Source organism: Tigheibacillus halophilus, from assembly GCF_042683165.1.
GTDB classification, from domain to species: domain Bacteria; phylum Bacillota; class Bacilli; order Bacillales; family Amphibacillaceae; genus Tigheibacillus; species Tigheibacillus halophilus.
Window position 1 is genome coordinate 184,817 of record NZ_JBHUIZ010000015.1, and the last position, 16,176, is coordinate 200,992.

General features: G+C 38.0%; 15 protein-coding genes. 11 read left to right on the forward strand and 4 right to left on the reverse strand.

Annotation, left to right across the window (positions count from 1 at the left end):
• Positions 1-167 precede the first annotated feature (167 nt).
• From ACFSMW_RS16760 to ACFSMW_RS16795, 8 genes are all read left to right on the forward strand, one after another.
• Positions 168-1,226 (forward strand): XdhC family protein, encoded by a 1,059-nt coding sequence (locus ACFSMW_RS16760; protein ID WP_390357442.1) that lies wholly within the window; start codon positions 168-170, stop codon positions 1,224-1,226.
• Positions 1,227-1,248: 22 nt separating this feature from the next.
• Positions 1,249-3,660: a xanthine dehydrogenase family protein molybdopterin-binding subunit gene (locus tag ACFSMW_RS16765; protein ID WP_390357443.1), complete on the forward strand. Its 2,412-nt coding sequence runs from the start codon at positions 1,249-1,251 to the stop codon at positions 3,658-3,660.
• Between the two features lie 11 nt (positions 3,661-3,671).
• Complete coding sequence (locus ACFSMW_RS16770) at positions 3,672-4,139, forward strand: SRPBCC family protein (RefSeq protein WP_390357444.1); 468 nt, start codon at positions 3,672-3,674, stop codon at positions 4,137-4,139.
• Positions 4,139-5,011, forward strand: coding sequence for an FAD binding domain-containing protein (locus tag ACFSMW_RS16775; protein WP_390357445.1), 873 nt, complete (start codon positions 4,139-4,141; stop codon positions 5,009-5,011). The genes ACFSMW_RS16770 and ACFSMW_RS16775 overlap by 1 nt, the downstream gene beginning before the upstream one ends.
• Positions 5,011-5,499, forward strand: a complete 489-nt coding sequence (locus tag ACFSMW_RS16780) for a (2Fe-2S)-binding protein (protein WP_390357446.1) — start codon at positions 5,011-5,013, stop codon at positions 5,497-5,499. The genes ACFSMW_RS16775 and ACFSMW_RS16780 overlap by 1 nt, the downstream gene beginning before the upstream one ends.
• Positions 5,500-5,511: 12 nt before the next feature.
• Entirely contained in the window at positions 5,512-7,059 is a 1,548-nt protein-coding gene (locus ACFSMW_RS16785) for a class I adenylate-forming enzyme family protein (RefSeq protein ID WP_390357447.1), read from the forward strand.
• Position 7,060: 1 nt separating this feature from the next.
• A complete protein-coding gene (locus ACFSMW_RS16790; RefSeq protein ID WP_390357448.1) occupies positions 7,061-7,855 on the forward strand; it encodes an enoyl-CoA hydratase/isomerase family protein in 795 nt (264 codons plus the stop codon).
• A 127-nt stretch (positions 7,856-7,982) separates the two neighbouring features.
• Positions 7,983-9,227 carry a benzoate/H(+) symporter BenE family transporter gene (locus ACFSMW_RS16795; protein WP_390357449.1) on the forward strand — a complete coding sequence of 415 codons (1,245 nt, stop codon included), beginning with the start codon at positions 7,983-7,985 and terminating at the stop codon, positions 9,225-9,227.
• A gap of 541 nt (positions 9,228-9,768) precedes the next feature.
• Here ACFSMW_RS16795 and ACFSMW_RS16800 read toward each other — a convergent pair.
• The gene (locus tag ACFSMW_RS16800; RefSeq protein ID WP_390357450.1) at positions 9,769-10,704 is read right to left on the reverse strand and encodes an agmatinase; all 936 of its coding nucleotides are present in this window, start codon (positions 10,702-10,704) and stop codon (positions 9,769-9,771) included.
• A gap of 91 nt (positions 10,705-10,795) precedes the next feature.
• Positions 10,796-11,998 (reverse strand): sodium/glutamate symporter, encoded by a 1,203-nt coding sequence (locus tag ACFSMW_RS16805; RefSeq protein WP_390357451.1) that lies wholly within the window; start codon positions 11,996-11,998, stop codon positions 10,796-10,798.
• A gap of 163 nt (positions 11,999-12,161) precedes the next feature.
• On the opposite strand from ACFSMW_RS16805, the gene ACFSMW_RS16810 reads away from it, so the two are divergent.
• Positions 12,162-13,046: a LysR family transcriptional regulator gene (locus ACFSMW_RS16810; protein ID WP_390357452.1), complete on the forward strand. Its 885-nt coding sequence runs from the start codon at positions 12,162-12,164 to the stop codon at positions 13,044-13,046.
• Positions 13,047-13,304: 258 nt separating this feature from the next.
• Here ACFSMW_RS16810 and ACFSMW_RS16815 read toward each other — a convergent pair whose 3' ends face one another.
• Entirely contained in the window at positions 13,305-14,159 is an 855-nt protein-coding gene (locus tag ACFSMW_RS16815; protein WP_390357453.1) for an aminotransferase-like domain-containing protein, read from the reverse strand.
• Entirely contained in the window at positions 14,084-14,728 is a 645-nt protein-coding gene (locus ACFSMW_RS16820; RefSeq protein ID WP_390357454.1) for a GntR family transcriptional regulator, read from the reverse strand. The genes ACFSMW_RS16815 and ACFSMW_RS16820 overlap by 76 nt, the downstream gene beginning before the upstream one ends.
• Positions 14,729-14,933: 205 nt before the next feature.
• Between ACFSMW_RS16820 and ACFSMW_RS16825 the strand changes: the two genes are divergently transcribed.
• Positions 14,934-15,188 (forward strand): hypothetical protein, encoded by a 255-nt coding sequence (locus ACFSMW_RS16825; protein ID WP_390357455.1) that lies wholly within the window; start codon positions 14,934-14,936, stop codon positions 15,186-15,188.
• Positions 15,189-15,199: 11 nt separating this feature from the next.
• Positions 15,200-16,162: a hydantoinase/carbamoylase family amidase gene (locus ACFSMW_RS16830; protein WP_390357675.1), complete on the forward strand. Its 963-nt coding sequence runs from the start codon at positions 15,200-15,202 to the stop codon at positions 16,160-16,162.
• The last annotated feature ends 14 nt before the right edge of the window (positions 16,163-16,176 follow it).

The following is a 16,176-nucleotide window of genomic DNA, read 5'->3' on the forward strand; positions in this document are numbered from 1 at the left end:
ATGGATCTAATTATTGATTCGTTTCTTATTTTTTATTGCAAAAAAATGAAAGCAGAAAAAGTTGAATTTTGAAACTACATATTTATTTAAAATATTACAATCATAAATAGTTAGTCAGGAGAAGGAGTGAATACAGCCAAGGAAATGCGCAGGATTGGGGTGATGGAATGCTAATTAAACATATTGAAACTTGTATAAGAGAAAATAAAAAAGCTGTTCTTGCGACTGTCATTTCTAAAGAGGGTTCATCTTATCGGCAAATTGGTGCAAAAAGTATCATTCTGGAAGATGGTACGATACAGGGAGTCCTTAGTGGTGGATGTATTGAAGAAGATTTATCGGAACATGCGAAAGATGTCTTTCTTACCGGGAAGCCAAAGGAAATCTTATATGATTTAAGAAATGAAGAAGATGCCCCTTGGGGAATGGGTGTTGGTTGTAATGGTGCTGTAATGATCTGGTTGGGATTAATTGACCCTATTGAGAACTATCATGAAGCAAGTAAAATTTTGGAAGCGCTTAAAAATCAGTATGAGGGAACTGACTCGTTTCTTGTGGGTACAGTGCTTACTTCAAGTAATGAAAAAATCCTTCCATTAAATACCTTTCTTCCATTAGAAGATGAAGAATTCGAGAAAAATGGGGTTGTAGAGGACTTCCTTTATTTAGTTCAAGGGGAATTAGTGAATACAACACTTTTTATAGAAGAACTGAAGCCAACTCCGAATGTTGTTGTTTTTGGTGCTGGCCAAGATGCACAATCAGTAGTCGAGCAGATCAACCAATTACAGTGGAAAGTAACTGTTGTTGATCATAGGCCGGGGTATTTGAGTGAAGCTAACTTTCCGAATGCAGATCAACTTTACCTAGTTAGACGTGGTGAATTTCCAGCTGGAATCTCATTTAACCATAATACTTTTGCCGTGTTAATGACTCATCATTTTGAAAATGATTTAAATTATTTAAAAGGGTTAATACAAAAAAACATTTCATACATTGGCCTTTTAGGTCCAAAAAAGCGCTATATGTTGTTGAAAGAGCGATTGGAAATGGATGGACTATCCATCAAAGAGGCGGAGAACCATATTTATACGCCAATTGGATTGGACATTGGATCAGAGACCCCGGAGGAAATTGCTTTAAGTATCGCTGCAGAAATTTTGTCTCTCAGAAAACGGATAAGTAAACGCTGCTTGAAATCTAAGAAGATCAAGGTTTACAGCTAAAAAGAATGAAGGAGGAAGTAGATTGTCTTATGTAGGTAAATCTTTAAAAAGAATCGAAGATGAACGCTTGGTTTCAGGAGAAGGGACATACATCGACGATTTATCTCCTTTGCCGCATATCAAGCATTGTGCCATCCTTCGTAGCCCGCATCCACACGCCATCATTAAAAATATAGATGGAGAAGCAGCGCGGAAATTACCTGGAGTTATTGGTGTTGTCGATGGGAGACAGGTCAAACAACTGACCAGGCCGCTTCCGGTTGGGGTAAATGCGCCTCAAGAATATTTTCCGATTGCTGTTGAAAAGGTGCGCTATGTCGGTGAACCAGTAGCAGTTGTTGTTGCAGAGAACAGGTATATTGCTGAAGATGCAATGGAAAAGATAAAGGTTGAATACGAGCCGCTTGAACCAGTTGTCCATATATTGGACGCACTTTCTCAAGAGTCTGCACTGTTACACGAAAAGGTGGGAAGCAATATTCTAAACGAACGTAATTTTGACTATGGGGATGTCGATCAAGCGTTTGAAGATGCGGACCATATCATAAAAAGAAAATTTGAATTTCCGAAGGTAAGCGCAACTCCTGTTGAAAATTATGGGGTTATTGCGAACTATACAAGAAGTGAAAAAACCTACACGATTTGGGCAAACTTCCATGGTCCATTTACGCTTCATTCGGTTATGAAAGCCGCATTGAACGTATCAAGTAATCAACTTCGGATTATTACACCGAAAGATATTGGAGGAAGTTACGGGATTAAATCAGGTGTTTATCCATACATGGTACTCATAGCGGTTGTTTCCAGAATTGTCGGTGTCCCTGTGAAATGGAATGAAGATAGGCAAGAACATTTAATGGCAAGTTCCAGTGGCACGGACCGGGTTACGTGGATGGAGGCTGCAGTGAAAAATGACGGAAGAATTTTAGGCCTCAAGATGAAATATGCCGACAATATTGGAGCTTATATCCGTGCTCCAGAACCTGCATCGCTTTATCGCAACCATTCCAACATAACTGGAGCCTATCGAATCCGAAATGTCAGATTGCAGGCAATTGCCGTTACGACGAACAAATCACCGACAGGACTCATCAGGGGGTATGGTGGCCCACAGCATTATTTCCCATTGGAGCGAATTGTTAAGACCATCTCAGACAAGTTAAATATGGATGTTGTGGAAGTGGTGAAGAAAAATTTAATTCAAAAAGATGAGTTTCCATACGTAACTGCATCAGGCGGAATTTATGATAGTGGAGACTACCATAAAGCATTGCAATTAGCAGTGGATGCCGTTGACTATCAGGATTTCAGGAGGAAACAAAAAGAGTCCTGGGAGCGTGGAAAGTATTTGGGCATTGGCTTTGCTAGTATTGTAGAACCATCTGGTTCAAATATGGGATACGTCACTTTAGCCCTAACCCCGGAGGAAAGAGCGAAAGGACTGCCGAAGTCTGGCGCAGCTGAGGGTGCAAGTGTTTCCATTGATCCAATGGGGGGGATTACCGTTCGAATAAGCACTGTACCAACGGGACAGGGACATGAAACTGTCACAGCGCAAGTTGTTGCAGATACCCTTGGTGTTGAGCCAGGCATGGTAAAAGTGATCACAGAACTTGATACTGCGACAAGTCCTTGGACAGTTGCTTCGGGAAGTTACTCAAGCCGCTTTGCTCCAATCGGTTCAAGTGCTGTGTATTTGGCAACACATAAGATCCGATCAAAACTTTTAAAAATCGCAGCGAAACAATTGGGTACAACTACGGAAGAGTTAGAAATGAAAAATGGAAAAGTATATAAGCAATCAAATTCTGAAATTAGTATTTCTTTGAAACGTTTAATTGGTACAACACACTGGAATCCAGAGGCACTGCCAGAGGGGATGGAACCAGGACTTCATGAATCAGCTTTTTTCTCTTTGCCGACAGCCAAGGCGCCAACAGAATTGGATACCGTCAATGGTTCTGTAACCTATGGTTTTGTATTTGATGCTGTCAAGATTGAAGTTGATATTAACACTGGGGAAGTAAAAATACTAGACTACTTCACGGTTCATGATGCTGGTAAACTATTAAATCCAAAGATTGCAAACGGACAGATTCTAGGGGGACTTGCACATGGCTTAGGTGCTGCGCTCTATGAAAATCTAGTGTACGACAAAAACGGTCAATTACTAACTGGAAGTTTCATGGATTACCTTGTTCCAACTGCTACGGAAATACCGAATATCACAATTAAACATATTGAAACACCTAGTCCCTTGACACCACTTGGTGCAAAGGGGCTGGGGGAAGGAAATACAATGAGTGCACCGGCAGTTATTGCTAATGCAGTAACAGATGCATTAAAACCATTGGGAGTTACGATTGAAAAGTTACCCCTCTCACCGGATTACATTTGGAATGAAATTCACCAGAAAACAACAGTAGAAGTATAGGAGGATTATCAATGAATGGAAAAGGGAGTATTAAATTACAAGGAAATAAAGAAACGGTATTTACAAGTTTATTAGACCCTGACGTATTGAGGAATTGTATTATGGGTTGTAAAGAACTGATTCAGCAGGAAGAGAATGTATACAAAGTTGACCTGTCTGTCGGGGTAGCCGCTGTTAAAGGGAAATATGATGCAACCATGCGCTTGGCAGACGTCAGTGTACCTGAAAGCTACAAATTAATCGTCCATGGTGAAGGCGGACCAGGGTTTGTGGATGCGGAGGCTGAAATCCATCTGGTCGATGTAGATGACTCCAAGACGGAATTAACATATACGTACGAAGCGCAAGTTGGTGGCAAAGTAGCCGCTATCGGTCAACGGATGTTAGGCGGAGTGGCGAAATTAATTATTAATGACTTCTTTAAAAAGATAAAAAAAGAGTTGGAGAGAATGAATGCCTTGGAAGGAGAACTTCACTAATGAAACCAGCAGTCTTTTCCTATTTATGTCCATCGACGCTAGAAGAAACAATAGATATGTTAACAGAATATGGAGATGAAGGGAAGATCATTGCAGGTGGTCAAAGTTTTGTGCCCATTTTAAATATGCGTATGTCAGAACCAGAATATTTAATTGACATTCACCAACTGGAGGAATTACGAGGAATTCGTTTGGAAGGTGAATCTGTAAAAATTGGTGCACTGACAACGCAAAGGGAGTTAGAAAAAAATACGTTGATTATGGAATGTTTTCCGGTTCTAAAAGAAGCAGTCAGATTTATTGGCCACGTCCAAACCAGGAATCGTGGAACAGTTGGAGGCAGCTTGGCACATGCAGACCCGAGCGCAGAATTGCCATTATCCTTTCTGGCACTGAATGCTGAAATCATCGTACAAAGCACTAGCGATGAAAGAATAGCCGATATTAATGAATTTTTCCTAACGTATTTAACAACAGACATGATGCCAGACGAAATATTGACAGAGATTCAAGTACCACTGAACCAACCAAAAGGTTATGCATTTGAAGAATTTAGCAGAAGACATGGGGATTTTGCTTTAGTCTCAGTTGTTTGTCTCTTATCGACTGATGAAGCAGGGAAAATTGAAAGTGTGCGCTTGGCACTAGGGGGAATTGATGCGGTTCCAGTTTTGGCCGACGAAGCAATGGATTTTCTTGCTGGAAAAGAACCTGCAGAGAAAGTCCTGGAAGAAGCCGCGGAATTAGCAATTGAAAATGCCGATCCTGATGAGGATTTGCATGCGTCTGTAGATTATCGCTTGCATTTAGCAAAAACACTTACAAAGAAAGCCATACAGAAAGCATACAACCGCGCGAGAGGAGGAGAATAATGGGAGAGGTTGCACAGGTTCAAATGAGCAAAGTTTCCTTAACAGTTAACGGCAGAGTAATGGAAAAATATGTAGAACCTCGAAAGCTGTTAAGTGATTTTATTCGTGAAGATCTCGCACTTACAGGAACGCATGTGGGATGTGAACATGGGGTCTGCGGTTCATGTACAGTATTATTTAATGGATCGGCGATAAGAAGTTGTCTTATGTTTGCCGTACAAGCAAATGGTTCGGAAATCAAAACTGTTGAGGGTTTGGTCGAAAGCGGAGAGATGAGTACATTACAAGAAGCATTTATTGATTCGCACGGCTTACAATGTGGGTTCTGTACACCGGGTATTTTAATGTCGGCCTACGAGATGTTACAGAATGACACTAGACCGTCAAGAGAAGAAATTAAAGAGGTACTTTCTGGCCATCTGTGCCGTTGCACAGGATATGAAGGAATTATTAAAGCGATTGAAAAAGCATTTGATAGAAAAAAGTGAGGGGTGGATAGTGTGGACCTTGGCAGGATATTTGAATCATCAGTAAGTCGTTTTCCTGAAAATATTGCAATTGTGGACGAGGACAGAAGGTACACTTATCGAGAATTCGATAGTGAAATCAATAAACTGGCTGTCTCAATGCAAAAACTTGGCATTGAAAAAGGGGACCGTGTTGTCATCATTTTAAAAAATCGACTGGAAACGGTTGCATTTTATTGGGCAATCCAAAAGATTGGTGCAGTATTCACACCTATTAATTTTCGATTATCTTCAGAAGAAGTTTCATATTGTGTAGACAATGCAGAGGCAAAAGCGGTTGTTTATGAACCAACTAGTGAAGATGCGGCAGTCAATGGTAGTTTTACGGATAATCCTATACTTATCAGCGTCTTGGGTGCCCGGGGAGGTGACACTACGTACAAGAAAATGTTAAAACAGGAGAATGAAGACTATCATATACCAAATATTGACATTAATGATATATGTCTTATGTTATATACTTCAGGGACAACTGGGAAACCAAAAGGGGTTCCGCGTACCCATTTGAACGAGTATAGCGCAGCAACTGCACATATTATTCAAAATCGCTATAGTACGCATGAAAGTACAATAGGCGCAATGCCACTTTACCATACAATGGGTATGCGTTCCTTAGTATCGATGGGACTACTAAACGGGAAGTTGGTTATGACACCTGATTATAGCATTGAAAACACATTGGAAATTCTAGAAAGAGAACGCATTACTTGTGTCTATCTTATTCCAACTATTTTCCACGATCTTGTCCATAACAAGGATTTTAACAAGCGAAATTTACGGAACCTTAAAAAAATTGGATATGCTGGTGCTGCTATGACAACTGAACTAACAGAAAAATGCTTTGAAAAGTTCAAGCCAGAGGTATTTGTTAATCATTATGGAAGTACAGAAGTCTATACCTTTTCCATTTGTGATTATCTTGATAAAAAACCAGCGTGTGCCGGCAAGGCTGGTTTCCACCAGCAATTACGTTTGGTCACACCAGACCCACTGGGAAATGTAGGCCCGAATGATTTAGTTCCTACAGGTGAACCGGGAGAGATTATTGTAAATATAGATTCATTGGAGGCGTTTAAAGGCTACTGGAAAAGACCAGATGCCAATAAAAAAGCCATTCGCTTTGGGTGGTATTTCACAGGTGATATGGGAGTCCTTGATGAAGATGGGGATTTATATGTTGTTGGTCGGGTGGACGATATGATTATCTCGGGAGGAGAAAATATCCATCCCTTGGAAGTGGAGGATGTACTTTCAGCCCATCCGGATGTTCGTGAAGTGACAATTGTTGGCATTCCGGATAGTCGCTGGGGTCAAAAAGTGGTTGCTTACATTGTACCAGAAAATAAAGAACTAACTTCTGAAGAACTGGATAGTTATTGCAGTAATTCAAATAAGCTGGCTAATTTCAAACGCCCAAGGGAGTATCGTTTTGTGGATGAGATACCAAAAAGTCCAGTAGGAAAGATTTTAAGAAGAGTTTTAAAAGAAACTTATCAAGAGGATATAAAGGAGAGTGTATAACATGGTTAACAATATTACACAGGAATGGGATCATCTTACAGTAGATAAAAATTTAGAGGAGCAGACAGCCACAATTACATTGGACCGTCCTGAAAAAATGAATACACTTAGCTTTATTGCGCGTTCCCATCTATCTCAAATTTTCGATGATCTAAACAACGATAATGATGTAAGGGTTATCATTATAAAAGGGGCTGGGGAAAAGGCATTTACGTCTGGTGGAAACATTGCTCAGTTTATGGAAAGACATCCCGTAGAGCTCTCTGAACTGCATATAAATGTTGCTGCACCAGAACGGTCTCCAAAGCCAGTTATTGCGCAATTACAAGGATATACATTTGGGGTCGGGCTTGAAATTGCATTGGCATGTGACTTTCGTGTTGCAGCAGACAACACATTAATTGCTTTACCTGAAATTAATCTTGGAATGATTCCAGGTAGTGGAGGATCGCAACGTGTAACGAAAATTGCCGGTATTGGAAGAGCAAAAGAAATGATTATGCGTGGAAGAAAAATTCCAGCAGAAGAAGCACGACAATGGGGGTTACTAACAACAGTAACTGAACCAGAAAACTTGGAAAATGAAACGAATAAAATTGTAAAAGATCTACTATCCAAATCACCGATGACCCTTAAGGTTTTAAAACGTGTACTTAATTCAGCTCAAGATTCTACGCTTAGCACAGGAATGGAAATTGAAGGATTTGCGTATGGAATGCTTCGTTCGACAGATGATTTCAGTGAAGGTGTTCAAGCATTTGGAAACAAAGTGAAACCCGATTTTAAAGGGAAGTGAACAACGCAGACAAACAATTGAGAAAAAAGCTTGGAAAGGAAAATCTAGTTGCGTGGATTTTCCTTTCTTTTGAATAATTATTAATGGCGGTCCCCAGGCGACATGCACAAATAAAAGGAGGGATTATATGAATTCATTTAAACAAAACCTAAAGGATGTACCGAAGCATTTAAATGTGAAAACTGTTACTACAGGTGTTCTCGCAGCAATTTTTGGATGTACTGGCCCCGCATTAATTATTATTGGAGGAGCAAGGGACGCTGGGCTAACATCAGAACAAATGATTTCTTGGTTGTTCGCAGTTTATTTCTTTGGCAGTTTAATAGGAGTATATATGGCATTAAAGTATAAACAACCTATTGTAGGAGCCTATTCAATTCCTGGGGCAGTATTAGTTGCTGCAGGACTACAGACTTACACGTTAAACGAAATATCTGGCGCCTACTTAGCAGCCGGGATTATTGTATTAATTCTGGGTATTAGTGGATTGATCGGGAAGGTTATGAGTTGGATTCCAATTTCAATTGTGATGGCGATGATCGTTGGGGCCATGATTAAATTTGGTACTGAAATGATTGTTTCTATACAAGGAGCACCATTAATTGTAGGTGGGGCAATTGTTGCTTACTTAATATCATCTCGCTTTATCCCCAAATTGCCACCAATATTAATTGCATTTATAGTAGGGTGTGTTTTGGCTTCTTTTACCGGCCAATTCCAAATGGGAGGAATGGAAACTAATTTGGCTCTTCCGCAAATTTTAATGCCTGCTTTTAACATGGAAGCAATCATCTCTGTTGGTTTACCTCTTGCCTTGTTAGTTATTGGTGCAGAAAATGCGCAATCTATCGGTGTTTTATTGACAGAAGGCTATAAGCCACCGATTAATAGGATGACAATTATTAGTGGTATTGGTGGGATATTAACCTCTTTCTTTGGGGGACACAATGCGAATATCGCTGGCCCCATGACAGCTATTTGCGCATCGGAGGAGTCTGGGGAGAAAGAAGGAAGGTATGCTTCTGTTATTGTAAATGCCATTTTATTTGGCAGTTTCGGTCTTGTAGCTGGCGTTGCTGTTTCTTTCGTAGTTGCTTTACCAAGTGTACTCGTTGCAACTGTTGCAGGATTAGCGATGATTGGGGTGCTGGTCAGTTCTTTACAGACTGCTTTCAGGGAAAAAAAGTTTCAAATCGGGTCGTTTTTTGCATTAATTATCGCCATGTCTGGAATTAGTTTCTTTGGGGTAAGTGCTCCTTTTTGGGCGTTGATTGGCGGGGTGTTAGTTTCTTTGATTCTTGAAAGCAAAGACGTTAATGTTGGAAGAGTAGGTGTTGAAAGGGAACAAGGGGAGTTATCACAGACGGTTTGAATGACTTTTGCTAGATAAAATGAATATTTTTTAACTAAAATCGGAGAGGAGGTTTGCTATCCTTTTCAATTATCCAAATTCGGGTCTGACAAAATACTTGTCTACTCGTCTGATTGTCTCCTGTTTGAAAGGTGGAAGGCCTGCATATTGGTCAACCACCTTTTTGTTGGGATACCATTCTGGGATCCATTGAGTGGAATTCTGTAATTTAACGAGAGGATTCATGAAGAAATACTTTTCAACAATCTAACGGATTACGGCGATTCAACGGTGGCTTTTCAAAGGGTCTCAGCGCATATACTTTCGGCTCCTGAAGAACAAGCAGAAAAGCAAAATGCGATCTGCAAACAGGAAGGTATTTGTATTTGAAATGAGAGAGATTACCCTTGATGTTTATGCCACTGATTATGTAACAAAAGGCAAATGGCCCAGTGCCACTTTTTTCAATCCAGCGCGATTACCGATACAATAATAATTGGCACACCTAGTGGCGCACCAATTATTATTGTATGATCCGATATCCTGCTATTCTTCTGAAGTTTTATTTTTTATTTCTTAAAATATGGCTCATAAAGTTCAACATTGTCATTGCTGCTACTCGTGGTGTTGCATTAGTAGGGTCATATTGTGGCGCCACCTCAACAAGGTCAAAACAAATCACATTTCCCTTTTCAGCAATTCCTACTAATATATCATTAAGAAAATTGAACGAAAATCCTCCTGGAGAAGGAGAGCCAGTTCCGGTTGCCAATGATATATCGAAGCAGTCAATATCAATGGTGACATAATATTTATCAGCTTCAGGTATTTTGTCTATTACTTTTTCCACCCCAAGGTTGTACGCTTCTTTAGCAGAAATTAAATTGACCCCATATTCATAGGCTGCATCAAAGTCTTCTTTTCTACTGCTTCCTAAACCACGCAATCCAATTTGTGTAATATCCTTGATATGCTCCATTTCAGACATTCTACGCATCGGACTTCCATTACCCAAAGTTTGTCCTCCCGGAGCATCGGACCAATCTAAGTGAGCATCTAATTGTATTACTGAAACTGACTCTTCCGCGGCTAACCCCCGGGCTACAGGAATAGATATGGAATGATCGCCTCCCATAATTGCAGGGATAATTCCTTTTCTCCTGATATTTTTAACCGCCCACTCAATATTATTAAATGATCTTTCAATATCACCAGTTACTATGTCCGCATCGCCATAGTCTACGATTTTCCAGGGTGCCCCTAGCAGGGTCTCTTTATATTCAGGATCGTAAAAACCAGCATCTCCTCTGCTATAATGTGTAGATACTTCTCGAATTCGACGAGGACCGAACTTAGTTCCACTTAAGAAACCAACACCCGTATCATATGGCACGCCTAATACTGCAATATCTGCATCTAATTCATCTACAGTTGTACAAATAGGGTATTTAGCAAATGAACAAATACCCGTTATTGGAAGATTAACACTATTATCCATGTAAAACATTCTCCTTTACAATTTTATATACACATCATCACTGCTATAAGTTGTAATGCTGAAATCTAACAAATGGGTTAAATGATAGCTGTTATGCAATCAAATTGGCTATAAAAAGAAATACTGGTACTCCTACAATATCAGTTAAGACAGTGCCGGCTACAGGTATGATTAAAAAAGCTTTTTTGGAGTAAACACCATATTTCTGACATATTGCATCCATTACTACAAGACCATTTGGAGTTGCGCCAAGTCCATGTCCAATAAACCCCGCTGCTAATACTGCAGCATCATAATTTCTGCCCATTACCTTAAACATAATAAACATAGCTATAAGCACAGTTACTATCGTTTGAACGATGAGTATTACGGTTAATGGAAGAGCCAAATCATACAGTTCCCAAATTTTTAATTTCATCATTGCCATAACTAAAAACATATTTAGAGAAACTGTAGATATCAAGTCCATTGATTGATCTGAGAGCTTAACAATCTGCATTTTATCGTTAAAGGAGCGAAAAAATATCCCTAGAAATAGGCTAAAGATATGCCCTGGTATTGAAAAACCTGTAATACTCGTAATCCAATCAGCTGTAGGCATCCCTATAGCAAGAATAACAAAAATGATCGACCCTGCTATAAATACATTTTGACTGGTGATTTTGTCTTCCTTATTCTCCTTCAATTCCTGTGACAGTTCCTCTATAGACTCAGATTCCAACGTGGCTGCTTCCAATTTCACCCCATTTTTCTTAAGTAACCAATTTCCAACAGGTCCGCCAAGTAATGATCCCGCTATCAATCCATAAGTTGCTGCTGCCATCCCTACAGTCAGAGCACTGCTTTCTCCCAATGATTCTATAACAGGAGCCAATGACCCCGCCATACCGTGTCCACCTTGCATGGATGGATAACCAGCCATAAGCCCAATAAGCGGAGACGTACCTGTTAAAAAGGCCATTCCTGCACCAACACTATTTTGAACAATTACTAACAACCAACAAACCAACACATACAGTACAAGTAATTTCCCACCTTTTTTAAGAAGGTTCAATCCTGAAGTCAATCCTATGGTTACAAAAAAGATGTACATAAACAAATCATATAAAGTGTCGTCGAATTCAAAAACCATTAAATTCATTTCTTTTAGAACTAACATAAGTACTGCGAAACCAAAGCCGCCAATCACTGGAGCCAGAATAGAATATTTCCAAAAAAATTTATATTTGTTTCTAATCCAAGCTCCTATCATAAGCAACAAGGCACCTAAACCTGCGAAAGTAATAATATCCAATTGTAAAGTAATTATTATGTTATCCTCCTTCTAATTAAATTAAATTTAGGTGATAACGCTTTCTGATATGTTGCACTTGTAATAATAATCTATATATTTTATAATTTCAAATACGTATTTGTTATTAATTTATAACTTGAAGTTATAAAAATGGAGGCTGAAAATGAATATTCAAGAATTGAGGTGCTTTGAAGCTGTTTCAAGAAATAAAAAGTTTATTTTGGCTGCAGAAGAATTACATATATCTCAGCCTGCGTTAAGTAATACTATCAAACGTTTAGAAAAAAAAGTCGGATATAAATTATTGGAAAGAAGTACAAAAGAATTATCACTCACCGAGTTAGGACAAGTTTTCAATAATCATGTATGTCATTTATTAAGTCAATTTGACAACACTGTGGATGATTTGGAACAAATAAAGATTTCGGGAGGGGGAAAATTAAAAATAGGGATAATTGAGTCCTCTAGATATTTAATGCCTCAAATTATTAAACAGTTTAAGCAAGTTTATCCTGAAATCGGTATTCAAATTATGGAAATGAGTCCAGTAGCGATAGAGGAAGCCCTTAACAATTACGATATTCACTTGGGAATTACATCTGATATAAAATCCGACCACAAGCTTACGTATTCTTCTATTAAGCAAGAACAACTTTCTTTAGCTATTCCTATGAATCATAAATTTGCCAATTTAACCAGCATCAATATGATTGATCTTCAAGAAGAAACACTCATTCATAGCCTTTCTGGATTTGGAATAAGAAAAATAATAGTAGATGCTTGCAATACTGCGGGATTTAAACCACATATTTTATATGAAACTGAAAGTTTGGAGTTAGCAAGCAATTTAGTGGAAATTGGCATAGGAGTTTCCGTAATGCCTGACAGTTATTTAAAGTCAAATGCAAATAAGAGGATTAAAATAGTCAGTTTTAAAGATAATATTTATAAAAGATCCGTTTATATTGCATATCATTCCCAGCGGTATTTGCAGTCTTCTTTTCATGATCTTATTTTAATCATAAAAAAAATTACTCATAGTAAATAGGTAAGCGGCAAGTAAATCAATCTATACTGTTTCTATGTCGGCATTTATTATCAGCTATCAGTGATCTGAAGGTTACAATACCTGTTGAATGAAAAATGAGGTGGAGCTTACTATCAAATAATCACTCCATATTTTTAATAGGACTTTCATTGTCCCATGCTCAAAAGGTGAAGCTCCGTTATTGGCATCCACCTTTTTATTTAGCATTCCTTCCCAGTGGGTGTGCCTTAAGTAAAGTGATAATTTATTTGTAAAAGCTTAATTACTATAAAGCACGTTATATAAACGTTTGAGTGTTTTGGGAATAATATCTTCCTGCATACTGGAAAATCCAATAATAAGTTTGATTTTCCCCTTTTCCAAATGTTTATTCATTTTAATAGAGTATCGTTGTAACGTATATATTTCTAATTTTTCTTCCTTTGCTTTTTGTATTACCTCATCGTAACTTTTATTAGTATAAAAAGTTGCCAAGAAATGTAAGCCGGCGGGTATATCGTGTATATATACCTTTTCTTTAAATAAAGCTTGAAGGGCATTGATCATTCGTGTTCTATTATTATTGTAATACTTATTCATCTTTTTTATATGCTTTTGGTATTCACCACTATCGATGAAATGGTATAGCGTATATAGTTGTAATAAATTACACTCCTGTGTCCAATCAGAAAAAAAACGTTTATATTTTTCTAATAATTTGGGTGGCAGAACCATGTAACTTATCCGAAAACTAGGAAGAAGTGTTTTAGAAAAACTTCCTAAATAAATTACCTTATCATTATTACTTAAGCTATATAAAGATGGGGTGTAATCTGAGTTATAGATAAATTCACTATCATAATCATCTTCGACAATGTAATGATTCTCATCCTTATTAGTAACCCAATTTAATAATTGAATTCTTCTGGAAATAGGCATTATAGTGCCAGTAGGAAATTGATGGGAAGGTGTTATAAATAAAAAATTAGGGTCTGCTTTCTTTACTTCATCCATAATAACACCTTGGTTATCTAAGTGGATGGAAGTGATATTCATATTTAAATTATTAAGCAGCTTGTATATTCTAGGGTAACCGGGATTTTCGACAGCAACTTTTGTAACAGGAGGTTCCATAGCATGATAGATAATTGAGAAACCAATGTTTGGGTGCTTGATCCAAAAACAATTTGTTCAGGTTCACATTTAACCCCGCGAGTTAACGCAATTAGATTGGCGACTTTTTCTCGAACACTGTATGGCCCCTGGGAGTGAGGAATATCAGAAAGCTCGATATAATGTTCTCTGATCGCTTTTTGTTGGGCTTTCATCCACTGCTGAAAAGGAAATTTGAAACCGTTGGATTTTATGTGTGACAAGGAAAGCCAACCATCTTTAGGGGTTAAATCTTCTTTAAGATGCACAGGCAGTGTGCTTTTTTTAGTGTTTTTATCAAGCATAGTAATGTTTTCAACAAAATATCCCTTTTTTTCAATAGAATAAGTGTAACCTTCCGCAAATAGCTGATTGTAGGCGTTAGTAACGGAATTAACACTTACATTTAATTCTGATGCAAGTTGTCTTTTTGAGGGGAGCTGATCACCAAAGGAAAGTTTCTGTTCTAAAATAAGTTGTTTAATATGGTTATAAATTTGTTTATAAAGAAAACTGGATCCTTTATCTTTATTTAAATAAAGATTAAACATTTTATGTTCCTTTCTGCTTTATGCATTCATTAAAATATGTAGTGATACGGTCGCATTTCTTAAGGAATATAAAACAGAGGATACCAATCTGGTACCATCCAATTGTTGTTTTTGGTACTTTATATTATAGCACAGATGTGTATTATGTTATCTAAGCATTTCGAATGTAAGCGCTGTCTCTGGAGTTTAAGGAGGAGGAAGCTGTTTGGTGGTTGATATGAATAATATGATTGAACGATTCAATTTAATGGCTGAAGTGGGGAGCACGCCTCAAGGTGGAATTAGTCGTTTAGCCTTATCTGAGGAAGACAAGCAAGCTAGAGATTTATTAGTTTCATGGATGAAAGAACTGAATTTATTAGTTAGTATCGATGATGTTGGAAATGTTTATGGAAAAATGGAGGGGAAAAACCCACATGCAAGTCCGTTGGTATTAGGTTCCCATCTTGATATTCCATAGAAAATGCTGGAATATATGATGGCATACTAGGGATCTTAGTTCCTTTAGAAATAATAAGGGTATTTAAAGAAAAATCAATTATACCGGAAAGGCCCATTATTGTGGCTAATTTTACGAATGAAGAAGGCTTTCGCTTTAAACCATTAATGTCTGGCAGCGGAGTATTATCAGGTGATTTTGATATCGGGGATGTGTATAAAGATAAAGATAGTAAAGGTAAAAGTTTTAAGGAAGAGCTTGAGAAAATTGGTTATTTAGGTTCCGAGGAAAATCGTTTGGATAAAGCTCATGCTTTTATTGAACTGCATCAAGAACAGGGGCCAATTCTGGACTTAGAAAAAACGCCCATTGGAGTGGTAGCGGGGATTTTAGGGCTGACTTGGCTAACGGTTACACTCGAAGGAAGAACAGACAATTCAGGCCCTACTCCTATGTATGCAAGAAAAGACACTTTAGCATCAGCTGCAAAAATGATTGCATTTGCTGAAGGGTTTGCTTCAGAAATAAGCAAGAATGCCATTGTAACCATAGGTAAGATAATTAATGAGCCAAACGATATTAATGCTGTGCCAGGACTAACCCAATTTAGCCTGGATATAAGAGATATTGATATTGAGGCAAGAATCAAAGGGGTAGAAAAGTTAAAAGAGAAACTAAAAGAAATGGCTAAAGACTATAGAGTGAAAATAACGTTTGAATTAGAGTGGGAAATGGACGCAACGATATTTTCTTCTAATCTAAATAATATAGTAAGAGAAGCTATCGCGTATCATGATTATCCTAGTAGAGAAATTGTCAGCGGAGCAGGGCATATTTCTACCAATATGAATAATTTATGTCCAACAGCTATGGTTTTTGTCCCTAGCATTAATGGGGTAAGCCATAGCCCGGAAGAAAAAACAAATTGGGAAGACATAGAGAAAAGTGTACACATATTAACCTATATCATGAAAAAAATAGCAGAAATAAAGTGATTCATGTATTAGTT

What these genes read in the sequence shown, in the direction of transcription:
- ACFSMW_RS16760 (WP_390357442.1), top strand. Translation starts at nt 168, where the DNA reads ATGCTAATTAAACATATTGAAACTTGTATAAGAGAAAATAAAAAAGCT.
- ACFSMW_RS16770 (WP_390357444.1), top strand. Translation starts at nt 3,672, where the DNA reads ATGAATGGAAAAGGGAGTATTAAATTACAAGGAAATAAAGAAACGGTA.
- ACFSMW_RS16775 (WP_390357445.1), top strand. Translation starts at nt 4,139, where the DNA reads ATGAAACCAGCAGTCTTTTCCTATTTATGTCCATCGACGCTAGAAGAA.
- ACFSMW_RS16780 (WP_390357446.1), top strand. Translation starts at nt 5,011, where the DNA reads ATGGGAGAGGTTGCACAGGTTCAAATGAGCAAAGTTTCCTTAACAGTT.
- ACFSMW_RS16790 (WP_390357448.1), top strand. Translation starts at nt 7,061, where the DNA reads ATGGTTAACAATATTACACAGGAATGGGATCATCTTACAGTAGATAAA.
- ACFSMW_RS16795 (WP_390357449.1), top strand. Translation starts at nt 7,983, where the DNA reads ATGAATTCATTTAAACAAAACCTAAAGGATGTACCGAAGCATTTAAAT.
- ACFSMW_RS16800 (WP_390357450.1), bottom strand. Translation starts at nt 10,704, where the DNA reads ATGGATAATAGTGTTAATCTTCCAATAACGGGTATTTGTTCATTTGCT.
- ACFSMW_RS16810 (WP_390357452.1), top strand. Translation starts at nt 12,162, where the DNA reads ATGAATATTCAAGAATTGAGGTGCTTTGAAGCTGTTTCAAGAAATAAA.
- ACFSMW_RS16815 (WP_390357453.1), bottom strand. Translation starts at nt 14,159, where the DNA reads ATGGAACCTCCTGTTACAAAAGTTGCTGTCGAAAATCCCGGTTACCCT.
- ACFSMW_RS16820 (WP_390357454.1), bottom strand. Translation starts at nt 14,728, where the DNA reads ATGTTTAATCTTTATTTAAATAAAGATAAAGGATCCAGTTTTCTTTAT.